Here is a 15076-nt window from a genome sequence, read left to right as displayed (position 1 = left end):
GGCGGGGCGATGCTCGTAGCCCCGCGATGGGCCGAGCCCAATTCGAGCCCACTTCGAGTCAAGGGAGACCCATGCGCACCAAGAGGTTCCTCAAGATCTTGGCTGCAGTGGCCGCCACAGCCCTCACCCTCCTCCTTGTTTCCGCCTGCTCGGATGGAGACGCCCCGGCCTCCAGCACTGGGAAGGTCACCCTGCGGTACTGGGCGTGGGCGCCCGGTAGCGCGGAGGAGGTCAAGGAGTTCAACCGGACGCACCCGAACATCGAGGTGGTCCACACCGACGCCGGTGGCGGCGAGCAGTCGTCCGCCAAGCTGCTGGCAGCGGTCCGCGCGGACAACGCGCCCGATCTCGCGCTTGTGGAGAACACGGCGCTGCCTCGCATGATCGTCGCTGGTGCGCCGTTGGACATCACCGCCTACGTCTCCGACGTACAGAACCAGTACTCGAGCGGCTCGTGGGCGCAGACGACCTTTGACGGCCACACCTACGCACTGCCGCAGGACGTCGGTCCCATGGCGCTGCTCTATCGCAAGGACATCTTCGACAAGTACGGCATCGATGACCCTTTGACGTGGGAGGACTATCGCAAGGCGGCCGCCACGATCAAGGCCCGGAATCCGAAGCTCACGATGGCTTCCCTGAGCACTGACGGGTGGGGCTGGTACGCCGCCGTGGCGGCGCAGGCGGGTGACGACTGGTGGTCGATCGACGGGAACAAGTGGACCGTCAATATCGCCGGCGAGAACTCCCGCAAGATGATGAAGTTCTTCCAGGGAATGTACGAAGACGGGCTCATCAAGGCCGATCCGCTCCTGACGCCGACCTACAACCAGCAGCTGAACAACGGCACGATGTTGTCCTGGCCGTCCGCCGTGTGGGCCCCTGGTGTCATCTACGGTGTCGCGCCGAAAACCGCCGGCAAGTGGGCTCTGGCGCCCTTGCCCCGGTGGGACGCGGACGATCCGATCGTCTCGTTCCAGGGTGGTTCCTCGGTCATCGTCACTGCCAAGTCCAAGCACCCCAGGGAGGCCGCGGAATTCGCGAAGTGGCTCAACGCCGGCGCGGAGGGTGCGGAGATGATCCTCAACGTGCAGAACGGCTATCCCGCGGCGCTTTCAGGACAGAAGGCCGCCACGTCACAAAAGCCCCCGGCGCTCATGCCGCAGCAGACCGACTACTACAAGGTCGTCGCTGAGATTGCCAAGAACACCCGCCCGGTGACGTGGGGCCCGAACACGGACGTCGCTGCGAGCGCATTCACGGATGCGATGAACGCGGCCGTCCAGAACGGCACGTCATGGGAAGACGTCCTGACCATCACGCAGAAAGCCGTCGTGGACGACCTGAAGAAGCAGGGGTTCGAGACGAGCGAGGGCTAGAAGTGCGAGCTGAAGCCATGCATAAAGCGTCAGAGAAGGTAGTCGCATGACCAGCCCAGTCGTTGCCGACAAGGCCACCCGGTCAGTAACGGGGGTCGCTTCTTCGTCAACGCGCCATCGCCGCCGTCATCGCCGGAATGTCGCACCATACCTGTTCAGCGCACCCGCGATGGTGTTGTACGCCATCTTCACCGTGATCCCCGTGTCGTACGCGCTCGGCTCCAGTTTCTTCGCCCAGCGGCGGACCGGCGCCGGCCCTCTCGGCACCCGGTCCACGGTGTTCGTCTGGTTCGACAACTACATCTCGGTCCTCGACGGCACTCAGCTGATCGCTGGGCTCGGACGTCTGGCGGTCTACGGAGTCATCGCCGTGCCGTTGACTCTCGGGCTGGCGCTGCTGTTCGCTCTGTTGCTGGACACGCCGGGGGTGAAGCTGCGGCGTTTCGGGCGCACGGCGATCTTCATCCCCTATGCCGTTCCGGGCGTCGTGGCCGCGCTGATGTGGGGGTTCATGTATCTGGCGGGAACGAGCCCGTTCTCGCACGTCACCCGATCCCTCGGATGGGGGGACATCCCCTTCCTCGAACCGGGCGCGATCTATGGCTCGCTCGCCAACATCTCCATCTGGGGTGGGCTCGGGTTCAACATGCTCGTCATCTACACGGCGTTGCGCAGCATCCCCCACGAACTGATCGAAGCGGCCCGCCTGGATGGCGCCAATGAGACCCAGATCGCCCTCCGCATCAAAGTGCCGCTGGTCGGGCCCGCGCTGATCCTCACCGCGATCTTCGCACTGCTGGGATCTCTCCAGCTCTACGGCGAGCCGTTGATGCTCAAGCCACTGACGAACACCATCTCCAACACGTGGGCTCCCCTCATGTCGATCTACCAGGACGCGTTCGTCCTCGACAATCTCCACCACGCAGCGGCGGCGTCGATCATCCTCGCCATTGGTACCGCTGTCGTCTCGATCGGAGTCCTCCTCCTGGTCCGCATCTCGACGAGACGGGGAATGCGATGAGCACGGTCAGTAAGGCTTCACGCGAACGGACCAAGATCGTCCCCACGTTCGTCATGGCGGCGGGTGCGATCTACTGTCTGCTCCCCGTGGCCTGGGTGTTCGTCGCTGCCAGCAAGGCCCCAGGTGAGCTGTTCAACTCCTTCACCTTCGCCCCCGGGACCGGGCTGCTCGACAATCTCGGCGACCTCTTCTCCTATGACGGCGGCGCGTACGGACTGTGGGCGCTGAACTCGCTCCTGTACGCGGGCGTGGGCGGCGTCCTGTCAACGCTCGTTTCGGCCTCCGCCGGCTACGCCATGGCGAAGTTCGCGTTCCGAGGCGGCCGGATCTTCTTCGTCGCGATCCTCGCAGGGCTGCTCATCCCCGGCATCACCCTTGCCGTGCCGCAGTATCTGCTGCTGTCCGATCTGCAGTTGGCCGGCACGCAGTGGTCAGTGCTACTCCCGAGCATCCTCAGCCCTTTCGGCATCTATCTGTGCCGGGTGTACGCCGCGAGCGCCATTCCGGCGCAGATGCTCGAAGCCGCGCGGATCGACGGCGCCGGCGAGTGGCGGATCTTCCGCACCGTTGTGCTCCCCCTCATGGTGCCAGGAATGGTGACCGTGTTCCTGCTGCAGTTCGTGGGTATCTGGAACAACTTCCTGCTGCCCTACATCATGCTCTCCGACACTCGTGCCTTTCCCCTCACCGTCGGATTGAACTCCCTGCTTGAGCGCGGCTCCGGCTCGCCGGCCCTCTACACGCTCGCCATCATCGGCGCCGCGCTCGCGATCGTTCCCCTCATCGCCCTGGTGCTGTTCCTGCAACGGTTCTGGCGCCTGGACCTCATCACCGGAGGAGTCAAAGGATGACCTGGTCCCATGCCGACAAGGCCTGGCCCACCCGCGGGCTGAGCTACGGAGCGGACTACAACCCGGAGCAGTGGGACAAGGACGTATGGAAGGAAGACGTTCACCTGATGACGCGGGCCGGCGTCAACATCGTCTCGCTCGGCATCTTCTCCTGGGGCCTCATCGAGGTCGCGGACGGCGAGTTCGACTGGGGCTGGATGGACGAGATCGTCGACCTCCTGGCGGGCAACGGCATCACCATCGATCTCGCCACGCCGACGGCCGCACCTCCGGGCTGGCTGCTGGCGGCACATCCCGAGATCTACCCCGTCGGACCCGACATGCGACCGCACTGGCCCGGCGCCAGGCTCGGCTGGTGCCCGAGCAGCTCGATCTTCCGCACGTACGCGCTACGCATCGTCCGTGCGCTCGCCGACCGCTACGGCCATCGTGATCATGTCGTGATGTGGCATGTCAGCAATGAACTGGGGGGTGGCAACGGTCGCTGCTACTGCGACACATCGGCGGCGGCGTTTCGCGGATGGCTTCAGCACAAGTACGGAACTCTCGACGCTCTGAACCGGGCATGGGGAACCGCCTTCTGGGGCCACACATACCGCGACTTCGCACACATCATTCCACCGCGCGGCGATGACGCGAAGAATCCGTCCCTCGTTCTCGACTTCGACCGCTTCTCCTCAGACGAACTCCTGGCGCACTATCTCGCCGAGCGTGAGGTGCTCAAGAGCATCACGCCCGAGCTCCCCGTCACGACGAACTTCATGGTGGGCGCCGAGCCCGACGTCGTGGACTACGCCCGGTGGGCGCGGCACATGGACATCGTCGCGAACGACCACTACACGCGCTCACCCGACCCGCTCCCCGAGCAGGACGTCGCCTTCTCCGGGGATCGTATGCGGGCGATGACGACGCAGCGCCGTCCGTGGATGCTCATGGAACACTCGACCAGCGCCGTGAACTGGCAGCCGCGCAACCGTGCCAAGACGCCAGGCGAACTGATCCGCAACAGCCTGAGCCACGTGGGTCACGGCTCCGACGGCGTCCTGTTCTTCCAGTGGCGTGCCTCGCGGGCCGGCGCGGAGCAGTTCCACTCGGCGATGCTCCCGCACGCCGGCGAGGACACCGAGCTCTATCGCGATGTGTGCAAGCTGGGCCGGTACCTCCAGCGCCTCGCCCCGGTCATGGGCTCACGCACACCCCAGGCCCGTGTCGGCATCCTCTTCGACGACGAGGCGGGCTGGGCGATGACGAAGGGGGTCAAGCCGAACAACCATCTCGCCTACGGTCGCATCGTCCGGGACTGGCACCAAGCGTTCTGGCGGCTCAACGAGAGCATCGAGGTACTCCCGCCCTGGTCCGACTTCACCGGGTATGAGGTACTCGTGGTGCCGGCGCTCTTCTTGACCGACGATGACACGGCGGCGCGCGTGAGCGCTTTCGCGGAGGCGGGCGGCACGGTCGTGGTGAGCTTCCTCTCCGGGATCGTGGACGAGCATGATCAGGTGCGGCTCGGCGGGTATCCCGGCGCGTTCCGTGAGCTGCTGGGCGCGTGGTGCGAGGAGTTCCGGCCGCTGCAGGAGGGAGAGACGTTCACCCTCGACAACGGGTGGTCCGGCGCAGAGTGGACCGAACTCGTCCGCGTGCGCGACGCCGAGGTGATTGCCCGATATGCCGGGGGTCACCTCAGCGGTCGCCCGGCGATCACGTCGCGGTCACTGGGGGCGGGGGGCCGTGCGGTCTACGTCTCGGCGGGGCTCGACAGCGATGCGCTGCTCGCCCTGGCACGTTCGTTCGTGCGCCCCACCGGCGTGGCGAACGTGCCGAGCGGACTCGAAGTGCTCGTGCGCCGCAACGACGAGGAGAGCTTCACCTTCTTCATCAACCACGCCGGCAACGACGCGGTCGTCACGGCGCAGGGTCTGGAGATGCTCACAGACGAACCCGTCAGCGGAGAGTTGCACATACCGGCCGGCGAGGTACGGGTCGTGAGATCTGGTGCTGTGAGCTAGAGGAGCCGGAGCACCGCTTGAGATCTGAGGCTGGGCGGAGGGTGGTGCGCTGCCGCCCGCGCCGCACCACCCCGATCACGCTGGCCACCCTCCTCCCGTGACCAGTTCGTCGAAGAGGGCGGCTAGGCGGGATGAAGACGTTCGGTCGCTCGGCCATCAGCGCAGACGTTCTGGCAGGACCAGCAGAGTGATCGAATTCGCCGGGTACGTCGCATTGACCTGGCCCCGGCGCACCGCGAGATCGTCACCACGCACGATCGAGTTGAGATCGGCGGGGCCGTAGGTGAAACGCCGCGCTTTACCGTTGCCGCGGAAGCCGGCAACCGACAACGGCGACGTCAGATCGCTGCCCGTCTTGTTGATGACCATCACGGTCAGCGCCTGGTCGGACGAGCGCTGCGCGGCGAACACCGCCAACTGCCCCTGGTCGCTGCTGGCCGCCGACACGCTCACGTCGCCGAACCGGCTCCCCACACCGTCATAGTTGCGATACATCCGGAACGAGTAGGCGCCGGGTTGCGTCGGTTGGGGTTCGCCCCAGATGGTGGCGAGGTCGAGACCCTCGCGCCCGAAGATGCCCAGGACGTCGGCCTGCGCCAGCGCGCCGTTGATGTCGTCCAGCGCGCCCCAGTTGTACTCGGTGATGGCGACCTTCGTGCCGGGGTAGTACTGCGCGACCCACGCCTTCATCGTGCGGATGAAGTGCAGCGGCGGCGCGTTCACGCCACCGGGGCCGATCCAGGACTCATCGACGTACGTCGGGTCCCACAGCGAACGCGTGGACCGCAGCCGCAGCGCATTGGCCTCAGGGTCCTTCCCGCCACTGATCTGCGGGTAGTAGTGCTGGTCGAAGTAGTTGAGGAAACGCCTTCCGCCGTGAGCGTCGCTGAAGTCCTTCATGTTCTTCAGGTACCACTGCGACAGGTTGAGCCCACCGTGCGCAGCCGCGTCGGCACCCGGCGCACATCCATCCAGTCCGGATGCAACCCATTCGCAGTAGCCCCAGCCGGACGGGCCGAGCACCGCCGCGCTCGGGTCGGCAGCCTTGACGGCCGCAGCGGCCGCCGTGCTCTTGCTGCCCAGTTCGTCGTAGGTCACCGCCTCGGGGTGCACATCACGGTGCGTTGCGTTCCACAGCACCGGCTCATTGTCGAGTTCGTAGATCGGCACGCCGCCGTGCGCCGCCGTGCCGAACCGGCTCACCAGATGAGAGACCATCTCGCCGTCGAACGAGGCATCCACCGGGATCGAGGTGTCCGTGGGCACCGCCCCGGAGAGGTTCGTGTCGTTGAGCCGGCCGTTGCCGCAGTTGGCATCCCACGGGTCGAACGCGTCCTGAGCCGGGAAACGGGCGGCCGGGAACCCGCACGCGAACGGGTGCGAGCCGGGCGAGTCCTTCGCCACCCAACCGCTCATCGGAACGGTGACGATCTGCTTGGTGCCGCGGTCCCGGTTGGTCTTGACGAACGACTCGACCGTGTTGTCGGGGCCGGCCACGATGTTCTCGAAGTACCAGTCGCTACCCGTGTTATAGGTATGGTTCTTGAAGTTGTAACGTGTGCTCGCGTTGCCACCCCAGCGCGCCACCGGCATACCGATCTCGGCGGCGAACGCCGGGTCGGCTCCGTTCAGGCCATAGATGTCCGGACTGATCGGATGCCGGGCAACGGACAGGCTCACGGACAACGTGGGCCCGGTCGCCGCCGCGGCCGGGGCGGCCTGGGCGGCCAACGCCGCCACGAGAGACACCGCGGCGCCCATGGTCGTGGCCGATCGCGACCTCCGCCGTCGAGCATCCATCTCCGCCGTCTCCCGTCAATCGGTCCGCAGACATCAATTGAGGAGATTGACCGGATGCTTCACACGAGTCAAGCGATCTACGATCGTGCGGGATCCGGTGGATGACCGGCCCCAGGAGATCTTGGGCCGGTCCGGTTCGTGTGTTTCCTGGTCAAGCCTCGGTTACCTTGCCATGCCGGCCCCGCCCAGTGCCTCATCGACCCTGCCGCAGGACAAAGGGACAGCCTGTAAGTTTCAAACAGGCCAGCACCTGAGGACCGAGTTCCGACACCCTTCAGGACCTGCGTCCGACGACCTCTTCGTAGGGACGCATGGCCTTGACGCTGGTGCCGTTGGTGTCGCTCTCGATGGTCAGGCGCGGCCGGACCACTACCTGGCCAGCCACAGCCCCCGGCCGCTGCTGCTGCCGGGCGGCACGGGAGAGTGGCCGTGCTCGTGCTGGCCGCCCACCGCGCCCACGCGGTGACCGCCATAGAGGAGCGGTCGGCTCCCGGCACGGTCGGCTGACCGGCGGGTTCGGCGCGGCGGCTGCGGTGTCAGCAGAACGCGAGGGACCCGTCCGGCCGGACGGGAACCCGGCGTTCCCAGTGCACGTAGTCGTCCTCCGCCAAGGCGTCCTCGTCGATGGTGATCCCCCAGCCGGGCCGGTCAGGTCGCAGCTCCAGGTGCCCGTCGACCGGCATGTACGGGTCCGGGCACCACCTCGTCGTCTCCGGCTTGTACTCCAGGATCGAGAAGTTGCTGCAGGCCGCGGCGAAGTGCACGTTGTGCGCGGTGGCCAGTGGCCCCATCGGGTTGTGGGGCGCCACCATGGTGTTGAAGGTCTCGGCGAGGGTCGCGATGCGCCGCATCTGGGACATGCCACCCACCACGCAGATGTCCGGCTGGACGAGGTCGGCGCCCCCCTGGGTGAGCAGGTTCAGGAACTCGTGGGGAGAGTACAGGCTCTCCCCGGTGGCCAGGGGCACCTCCAACTGCTGGCGCAGGTAGCCCCAGGAGGCGAAGTGCTCCGGGCGGAGCGGCTCCTCCAGGAAGAGCGGGTCCATCGGCGCCAGGGCGTTGCCGAGCTGAACCGCCTGGTAGGGCTCGAAGATCTTGGCGTGCGCGTCGAAGGCGAAGTCGAACTCCTCCGGGCAGCTACGCCTGACCTCCTGAGCCCATTCCGCCGTCTCGGCGACGACGAGGCCCCAGCGTCTGGCGTGCAGGTCCGTACGGAACGGGCTCAGCTTGAAGGCGGTGAATCCGTGGCGCTGATGCAGCTCGGTGGTCTGGCGGCGGCACTCGTCGGGGTCGGGCGCGGAGTAGAGCCCGCAGTAGACGCGCACCCGATCCCGTACGGCGCCACCGAGCACCTGGTAGACGGGCACGCCGAGCGCCTTGGCGGTGATGTCCCAAAGCGCGTGGTCGATGGCGGCGATCGCCGCCAGTCCGAGCGCCCCCTGCGGGAACCTGGCGCTGCGGAGGAGGAGCTGGGACACGTATTCCACGCGCCGCGGGTCCGTACCCCTGATCTGCCCGCCGAGGTAGTCGAGCAGGGGGCCGAGCGCCAGGTCGGGACCGTGGTTGTAGGCCTCGCCCCACCCGCTGATGCCCTCGTCGGTGTCGACGCGCACCAGTACCCGGGGACGCTCGCCGACGCGCTGCACGAACGAGCGCAGGCCGCTGATCCTCATGAGGCCGCCACGGGCAGGGGCCCGAGGTCGTCGGCCTTCGCCCACTCGGTGAGGATCCGCGCGACCTCCTGCCGTTCGGGTTCGCCGAGGACGGTGCTCGGCGCCCGGACCGCGCGGTCGCACAGGCCGAGCTGGTGCATCGCCTCCTTGACGACGCTGACATTGTTGGCTCCGCCGTCGACCGCGCGCAGGTGCTCGAACCGCGCGATGTCCTGGAGCATCAGCTCCGCCGCCGGATAGCGCTCCTCGCGCAGGGCGTCCCTGAGCCGGAGCGAGAAGGCGGGGTTGACGTTCACCAGCCCGGAGGTGAAGCCCTCGGCCCCGTGGACGGCGTAGGACAGCGCGTACGGTTCGGCCAGCCCGGCGATCCAGACGAACCGGTCGGGGCCTGCCTCCGCGCGTAGCTGCGCGAAACGGTTCACGTCCGCGACGGCGTACTTCAGGGCGATCACGTTGGGGCACAGGTCGCCCAGCCGCGCCAGCAGCCGGCCGTCGACCCAGGCGTTGCGCAGGTAGAGGACCAGGGCCAGGTCCGGCACCGCTTCGGCGATCTCCCTGTGGTAGTCGAGCCAGCCCTGGGCCGACACGTGCGGGTGCACCGGCTGATGCACCATGACCATCCGGATGCCGTGCGCCGCCGCGTGGCGGGCCTCCTCGACGGCGGTGGCGACGTCGAGGCCGATCCCGGCCAGGAGGTGCGCCTCTCCCCGCACGGCCTCCGCGGCGGCCGTGATCAGCTGAAGCCGCTCCTCGGCGCTCAGAGCGTAGAACTCGCCGGTGTTGCCGTTCGGGGTGAGCACGTTGACGCCCGCGTCGACCAGGCGGCGCAGCAGCGAACGGTACAGCGCGAGGTCGGGGACGCCGCCGGCGTAGGGCGTGACCGGGATGGCGACGACGTCGCGCAAGGCCTGGGAAAGTTCACCGAATCTCATGGCCGGCCTCCTTGATCTGCTGGAGCGCCCGCTCCTGGAACACGCTGATGTGCTGCAACACGAGCCGGGCAGCCTCGTCGGCCTGCCCGTTCAGTGCCGCCTCGAGAATCTGCCGGTGCTCCTGCGCCTCGTCCTCCCAGGAGGGACGCTGGGACCAGACGTTGACGGAGATGAGGGCCGTCTGGTCGCGCAGTTGGTCGAGCACGCCGACCAGCACCTCGTTGTCGTAGTCGGCGTAGAGGGCGCGGTGGAAGTCGCGATTGGCGAGGCTGCGGGTGACCTCGTCCGTGGCCTCGTCCGCCTTGCGCAGGGCCTCGCGGGCGAGCCGGCCGCCGTCGCGCAGTCCCGCCTCGACGCTTCGCCGCACCGCGACCGGCTCGATCAGGCACCGGGCGTCGAACACGCTGCGGGTGAGGCGCTCGTCGACCTTGCGGACCGTCACTCCGGTGTATTCGCCGATGGTGACCAGGCCGGCGCCACTGAGCGTCTTCAGCGCCTCGCGCACCGGAGTCTTGGAGACGCCGAAACGGCTGGCCAGCTCCACCTCCACGAGGGCCCGCCCAGCCGGCAGCTCGCCGCTCAGAATGCCGCGACGCAGCGCTTCGAGGACGAGGGCCGTCCTGGAAGACGCTTTGATCACGCCCAACACTGTCTCACTCACCCGCACTCCTTCACTTGTCGTCGACCACCGCAACCGACGCTCCGTCTGGCCGGGGGATCGGAGGGCACGTGACCCCTTATATAGAACCGACCATACCCTAAATCTCATATCTCATGTACCGTATGGCAACCGCACAGCGGAGCGCAGTTCTTGGTGAACGAGAGGAAAGTCCCATGACCCGTCAGCACCACCCGGCCGAGGTCCTCGGCCCGCACGCCTTGTCCCGGCGCGGCTTCATCCGGACGGCGGCACAGGCCGGCGTCGCCATGGGTCTGGCGTCCGCGGTGAGCGCCTGCGGCGGCTCAGACGGCGGCAGCGGCGGCGGCGTCACGCTGCAGCTGTGGGACACCGACACCCGCCCGGAGCGCACGGCCAACCTCAAGAAGCTGATCTCGATGTTCGAGGCCAAGAACCCCGGCATCCGCATCAACTATCTGGGCCTGCCCACCGACCAGTACATGCAGAAGATCAACACTGCGATCGCCACGCGTTCCACACCCGACCTGCTCACCCCGAAGGCGTCCGACCTCGCGGCCCTGGTGGCCCAGAACGCGCTCGCTCCCCTGGACGAACGCCTGAAGAAGGCCGGCCTCGAACAGCACATCTCCGAGCAGATGCTCAAGTCCTCCCGGGCCGCCGCTCCCGACGGCAAGCTCTACCTGACGCCCACCACCAGCCTCGCCGACGTGATCTACTATCGCGCCGACTGGTTCCAGGAGGCCGGGCTGAAGCCGCCGGCCACCTGGGCGGACTTCGACGCGGCCGCGAGCCGCCTCACCGACGCCTCCTCCGGCCGCTTCGGCTACACGCTGCGCGGCGGCAACGGCTTCTTCGGCCAGTTCGTGCAGATGGTCTATCCACGCGCGGGCGTGAGCACGTTCTTCCGCGAGGACGGGTCCTCCACGCTGAACGACCCCGCGGTCATCGCCGCCTGCGAGAAGTACGTGGCCCTGTTCGGCAAGCAGACCGCGCGCAGCGATCTGACCGCCGACTTCAAGACCATGGTGGCCCAGTTCGGCAACGGCGGCGCGGCCATGTTGAGCCACAGCATCGGCTCCTACCCCAACCACGTCGCCGCTCTGGGAGCCGAGAAGGTCGGCGCCGTCGCGCCCTTCCCCGGGCCGGACGGCCAGGTGCTGACCGGCTGGATGACGACCGGGTTCGCGATGTTCCAGAAGAGCGAGCACCAGGAGGAGGCCTGGAAGTTCCTCGCCTACACGATGGAGCCCGAGGGCAACAGCTTCTGGGCCCAGAAGTCCGGATACCTTCCGGGCAACAAGACTGTCGCGAAAGAGCAGTGGGTGACCGAGAACGCCGCCATGAAGGCCGCGCTGGACGCCGCCGCGAAGCCCGGCGTCGTGACTCTGGAACAGCCCTACTACCTGCCGGAATTCACCGCCATCACCGTCACCGACCTGCTTCCGGAGTGGCAGAAGGTGCTGCAGGGCAGCCTGACGCCCCGTGACTTCCTCACCGCCGGGGCCGCGGCCCTGACCACGGCCAAGCGCAAGTACGACAAGGAGCACGGATGAGCTCCACGACCGCCGAACCGGTGCGCCGCCCGCCCGCGGCGCGCCGCCCGGCCGAGTCCCGGACCGGGCACGCGTACCTGCTGATCGCGCCGGCCGTCGTGCTGGTGCTGGTCTTCCTGTTCTATCCCGTGCTCAGCGTCTTCTGGGAGAGCCTGCGCCACCACAACCTCACCCGGCCCCTCGACGACGGGTTCGCCGGCCTGGACAACTACCGGGCACTGCTGGCCGACGAGCTGTTCTGGCGGAGCCTGCGCTTCACCGCCCAGTGGGTGTTCGTGGAGGTGGGGCTGCAGTTCGTGTTCGGCCTGGCGCTGGCGCTGGTGCTGAACCGCACCTTCGTGGGCCGCGGGCTGGCCCGCGCCCTGGCCTTCAGCCCATGGGCGGTGTCGGGCATCCTCACTACGACGATCTGGATCCTGCTCTACAACCCCACCACCGGGATCGGGCACTACCTGGCGTCCATGGGCATCGGCGAGTACGGGACCTCCCTGCTGTCGGATCCCAGCACGACCTTCTGGGCCCTGATCCTCGCCGAGCTGTGGAAGGGCATCCCGTTCTTCGCCATCCTCATCCTCGCCGACCTGCAGTCGGTGCCGCTGGAGCTGTACGAGGCCGCGAACGTCGACGGCGCCGGGCCGCTGCGCCGGTTCTCGGCGGTGACCTGGCCGCACATCCGCAAGGCCGTGGTCATCGCCACGCTGCTGCGGGCGGTGTGGGAGTTCAACAACGTCGACCTGCTGTACACGATGACCGCCGGCGGCCCGGCGGGTTCGACGACCACGCTGCCGCTCTACGTGGCCCAGACTGCCATCCACGACCAGGATTTCGGCTACGGCTCCGCGCTCACCGTCACGGCGTTCCTGCTGCTGACCTTCGCGTCCCTGGTCTACCTGCGCATCAGCTCCGGCGATTCCAAGGAGGGCAAGTGAGCCTCGCCACCCACGACGACGTCGGGCAGGCCCCGGCGCCTGCTGCACCACCGACCCGGCGGCGCGCGGCCCGCAAGCGAGGGCGCTCGGTGGTCGACCGCCTGATGCTGTGGCTGCCGCTGACGTTGTTCCTGCTTTTCACGCTCGTCCCGCTGTACTGGATGGTGCTGTTCGCCTTCCGGCCGACGGGTTCCACGGCCCTCGTGCCGTGGCCCCTCACCCTGGAGAACTTCAGCAGAGTCTGGGAGGGCTCGGGCTTCGGCGTCTACTTCCGCAACAGCATCGCCGTCGCGGTCGCCAGCCTCGTCGTGTCGACGGTGATCGGCATGCTCGGCGGGTACGCGCTCGCCCGCCTCACCTTCCCCGGTAAGAACGTCTTCCTGGTCATCATGCTGTGCACGCAGTTCATCCCGGGCGCCATGATGCTCATCCCGCTCTTCCAGATCTTCAACGGGCTCTATCTGACGAACAGCCTTTGGAGCCTGATCATCGCCGACACCGTCTTCCACCTGCCGCTCTCCCTCATCCTCATGGCGGGCTTCATCAGAAATGTGCCGGTATCCCTGGAGGAGGCGGCTCAGGTGGACGGGTGCGGCCGGATCCGGGCGTTCTGTGCGGTCGTCCTGCCGCTGCTGAAGCCCGGGATCGTCGCCGTCGGGTCTTTCGCGTTCATCAGCGCGTGGAACAACTTCCTGTTCGCCATCATGTTCATCAGCTCGCAGGACCGGTTCACCGTGCCCGTCGGGCTGAGCTACCTGCTGGGCGAGTTCGGCAGCGACTTCGGCGCTCTCGCCGCCGGGGGCCTGATCGCCGTCGCGCCCGTCGTCGTGCTCTTCGCCTACGTCCAGCGCTTTCTCGTCCAGGGGTTGAGCGCCGGCGCGGTCAAGGGCTGACGCTGGTGTGCGGTTCGATGGGGATCCCGCATCCGCCCAGGTCATCAGCCAGGTGGCCATCCTGGCCGGGCCGGGAATGGTCGCCGCGCCCACCATCATCAGCGCCTCGGACCGGCCGGTGACCTGGTCGTCGGGGTCCAGGCGAAGGCGTCCCAGCCGACGGTGGCGGCCGGCGGCGGGCCCTCGCGGAGCTCGGCGAGCAGGCCCGGCCACTTGGTGGCGACGGTGGCCCGCTCGGCGTCGGTGAGCTTCGGCAACCGCGACGCCAGCCCCTCGCCGTCGTCGTGCACCACGAGATTGCTGATGCCAACGCAGGATCGTCGCCGGGGTGACCGGGAACACCTCCCTCCACCGTCGGCGGTGTATCAGTCGCGACAACGCCGCAAGCCAGAGACGGTCGGCGCCACCCCACCGAGGCCGGCTGCCGAGCTGACGGCGGAGGACTTGGTTCTCGCCCGGTTCGTGCCTCGGAGTGGACGAGGCGGGCGTTTGCTCCTTTTTGAGCGCCATCAACGCGACGACCCGATAAACATACCCGCGTTATACCGCCGTCTCCTATGGTCGATCCCGCCTACGAGAAGTTAGCGGGAAGGCATGCAACGCCTTGATAAGCGTTACGGAAAATCGCCTTCTCTGTTCATTTCCCATCCAGCCGGAATCCTCCTGGAGGAATCTCATGCCTCGATCCGCTTTATTACGCGGATTCATCGCCACGCTGTTCGCCGCCGCACTCGGGATCGTCGGGCTGGCGAGCCCCGCGCTGGCCGGACCAGACTTCCAGCTTCCCTTCCTATGCGGTCAGAAGTGGCAGCTGAACAGCTGGGGGCATGCGCCCGCTCTCGACATGGTGAAGGAGCCCGACCAGCAGGGGACCGAAGGCGCCACTCTGCTCGCAGCCGCCGGCGGGACCGTGGACAGGTCCTTCTGGCACGACAACGGCGGCAACGTCGTGCAGATCGATCACGGCGGCGGCTACTTCACCACCTACATCCACCTGCAGTCCCGTGCCGTCTCAGCCGGGGACAAGGTGGAGCGGGGAACAGTGATCGGCAAGGTCGGCAAGACCGGGGCATTGTCCAACGGCCACCCCCACCTGCACTTCGAGCTCGCCTACGACTCCAACGGCGACGGCCACGCCTCGTGGGGCTCCGCCGACTCCGAGCGGATCAAGCCGATCTTCAACGGCGTCACCTACGGCCAGGCCAACGGCATGGAGTGGAACAACGTCGAAAGCCACAACTGCGGCACGGTGTCCCCCAAGGGCACGGCCTCGGTGTACGGCGTCCTGTCCGGCGGCCAGTTGACGTACACGGCGATCGATGCGGCGACCGGGAAGCGGACGGCGGGTGCCGAGGTGTCGACGGTATCGCTGGGGTTCAAGGCCAAGGCGCTGGCG

At 67.5% G+C, this 15076-nt stretch carries 13 protein-coding genes; 8 read left to right on the top strand and 5 right to left on the bottom strand.

The window, feature by feature from the left end:
- Positions 1-26 precede the first annotated feature (26 nt).
- The 4 genes from AB0H88_RS18915 to AB0H88_RS18900 all read left to right on the top strand — a co-directional run bounded on the left by AB0H88_RS18915 (position 27) and on the right by AB0H88_RS18900 (position 5260).
- A complete protein-coding gene (locus AB0H88_RS18915; RefSeq protein ID WP_357646014.1) occupies positions 27-1379 on the top strand; it encodes a sugar ABC transporter substrate-binding protein in 1353 nt (450 codons plus the stop codon).
- A gap of 169 nt (positions 1380-1548) precedes the next feature.
- Entirely contained in the window at positions 1549-2400 is an 852-nt protein-coding gene (locus tag AB0H88_RS18910) for a sugar ABC transporter permease (protein WP_357646012.1), read from the top strand.
- Positions 2397-3251, top strand: coding sequence for a carbohydrate ABC transporter permease (locus AB0H88_RS18905; protein WP_357646010.1), 855 nt, complete (start codon positions 2397-2399; stop codon positions 3249-3251). The genes AB0H88_RS18910 and AB0H88_RS18905 overlap by 4 nt, the downstream gene beginning before the upstream one ends.
- Complete coding sequence (locus AB0H88_RS18900) at positions 3248-5260, top strand: beta-galactosidase (protein ID WP_357646009.1); 2013 nt, start codon at positions 3248-3250, stop codon at positions 5258-5260. The genes AB0H88_RS18905 and AB0H88_RS18900 overlap by 4 nt, the downstream gene beginning before the upstream one ends.
- Before the next feature lie 156 nt (positions 5261-5416).
- Here the strand turns inward: AB0H88_RS18900 and AB0H88_RS18895 are convergent, their stop codons facing one another.
- The 4 genes from AB0H88_RS18895 to AB0H88_RS18880 form a co-directional block, all read right to left on the bottom strand.
- Positions 5417-7000, bottom strand: coding sequence for a glycoside hydrolase family 44 protein (locus AB0H88_RS18895; protein ID WP_357646007.1), 1584 nt, complete (start codon positions 6998-7000; stop codon positions 5417-5419).
- Between the two features lie 596 nt (positions 7001-7596).
- Positions 7597-8733, bottom strand: coding sequence for a mandelate racemase/muconate lactonizing enzyme family protein (locus tag AB0H88_RS18890; RefSeq protein ID WP_357646004.1), 1137 nt, complete (start codon positions 8731-8733; stop codon positions 7597-7599).
- The gene (locus AB0H88_RS18885; RefSeq protein WP_357646002.1) at positions 8730-9665 is read right to left on the bottom strand and encodes a dihydrodipicolinate synthase family protein; all 936 of its coding nucleotides are present in this window, start codon (positions 9663-9665) and stop codon (positions 8730-8732) included. The genes AB0H88_RS18890 and AB0H88_RS18885 overlap by 4 nt, the downstream gene beginning before the upstream one ends.
- Entirely contained in the window at positions 9652-10326 is a 675-nt protein-coding gene (locus AB0H88_RS18880) for a GntR family transcriptional regulator (protein WP_357646000.1), read from the bottom strand. Before AB0H88_RS18880 ends, AB0H88_RS18885 begins: the two co-directional genes overlap by 14 nt.
- 173 nt (positions 10327-10499) lie before the next feature.
- On the opposite strand from AB0H88_RS18880, the gene AB0H88_RS18875 reads away from it, so the two are divergent.
- Genes AB0H88_RS18875 through AB0H88_RS18865 form a run of 3 tightly spaced genes read left to right on the top strand, consistent with a single transcriptional unit; the run spans position 10500 to position 13680 of the window.
- A complete protein-coding gene (locus tag AB0H88_RS18875; RefSeq protein WP_357645998.1) occupies positions 10500-11858 on the top strand; it encodes a sugar ABC transporter substrate-binding protein in 1359 nt (452 codons plus the stop codon).
- A complete protein-coding gene (locus tag AB0H88_RS18870; RefSeq protein ID WP_357645995.1) occupies positions 11855-12787 on the top strand; it encodes a sugar ABC transporter permease in 933 nt (310 codons plus the stop codon). The genes AB0H88_RS18875 and AB0H88_RS18870 overlap by 4 nt, the downstream gene beginning before the upstream one ends.
- Positions 12784-13680, top strand: a complete 897-nt coding sequence (locus AB0H88_RS18865) for a carbohydrate ABC transporter permease (protein WP_357645993.1) — start codon at positions 12784-12786, stop codon at positions 13678-13680. The genes AB0H88_RS18870 and AB0H88_RS18865 overlap by 4 nt, the downstream gene beginning before the upstream one ends.
- A gap of 98 nt (positions 13681-13778) precedes the next feature.
- Here AB0H88_RS18865 and AB0H88_RS18860 read toward each other — a convergent pair whose 3' ends face one another.
- On the bottom strand, positions 13779-13973 hold the full coding sequence (locus AB0H88_RS18860) for a hypothetical protein (protein ID WP_357645991.1): 195 nt from the start codon (positions 13971-13973) through the stop codon (positions 13779-13781).
- Positions 13974-14356: 383 nt separating this feature from the next.
- Between AB0H88_RS18860 and AB0H88_RS18855 the strand changes: the two genes are divergently transcribed.
- Positions 14357-15076 (top strand): M23 family metallopeptidase (locus AB0H88_RS18855; RefSeq protein ID WP_357645989.1); only part of this gene is annotated, 720 nt, incomplete at its 3' end.

This window comes from Nonomuraea sp. NPDC050680, assembly GCF_040654555.1.
In the GTDB taxonomy this organism is placed as follows: domain Bacteria; phylum Actinomycetota; class Actinomycetes; order Streptosporangiales; family Streptosporangiaceae; genus Nonomuraea.
The sequence above is the reverse complement of the archived record's forward strand: the minus strand, read 5'-3'. Positions and strand labels throughout refer to the sequence as shown.

Excerpts from the sequence above, each read along its gene's own strand:
- AB0H88_RS18915 (WP_357646014.1), top strand. The coding sequence starts at position 27 with ATGGGCCGAGCCCAATTCGAGCCCACTTCGAGTCAAGGGAGACCCATG.
- AB0H88_RS18910 (WP_357646012.1), top strand. The coding sequence starts at position 1,549 with ATGGTGTTGTACGCCATCTTCACCGTGATCCCCGTGTCGTACGCGCTC.
- AB0H88_RS18905 (WP_357646010.1), top strand. The coding sequence starts at position 2,397 with ATGAGCACGGTCAGTAAGGCTTCACGCGAACGGACCAAGATCGTCCCC.
- AB0H88_RS18900 (WP_357646009.1), top strand. The coding sequence starts at position 3,248 with ATGACCTGGTCCCATGCCGACAAGGCCTGGCCCACCCGCGGGCTGAGC.
- AB0H88_RS18890 (WP_357646004.1), bottom strand. The coding sequence starts at position 8,733 with ATGAGGATCAGCGGCCTGCGCTCGTTCGTGCAGCGCGTCGGCGAGCGT.
- AB0H88_RS18885 (WP_357646002.1), bottom strand. The coding sequence starts at position 9,665 with ATGAGATTCGGTGAACTTTCCCAGGCCTTGCGCGACGTCGTCGCCATC.
- AB0H88_RS18875 (WP_357645998.1), top strand. The coding sequence starts at position 10,500 with ATGACCCGTCAGCACCACCCGGCCGAGGTCCTCGGCCCGCACGCCTTG.
- AB0H88_RS18870 (WP_357645995.1), top strand. The coding sequence starts at position 11,855 with ATGAGCTCCACGACCGCCGAACCGGTGCGCCGCCCGCCCGCGGCGCGC.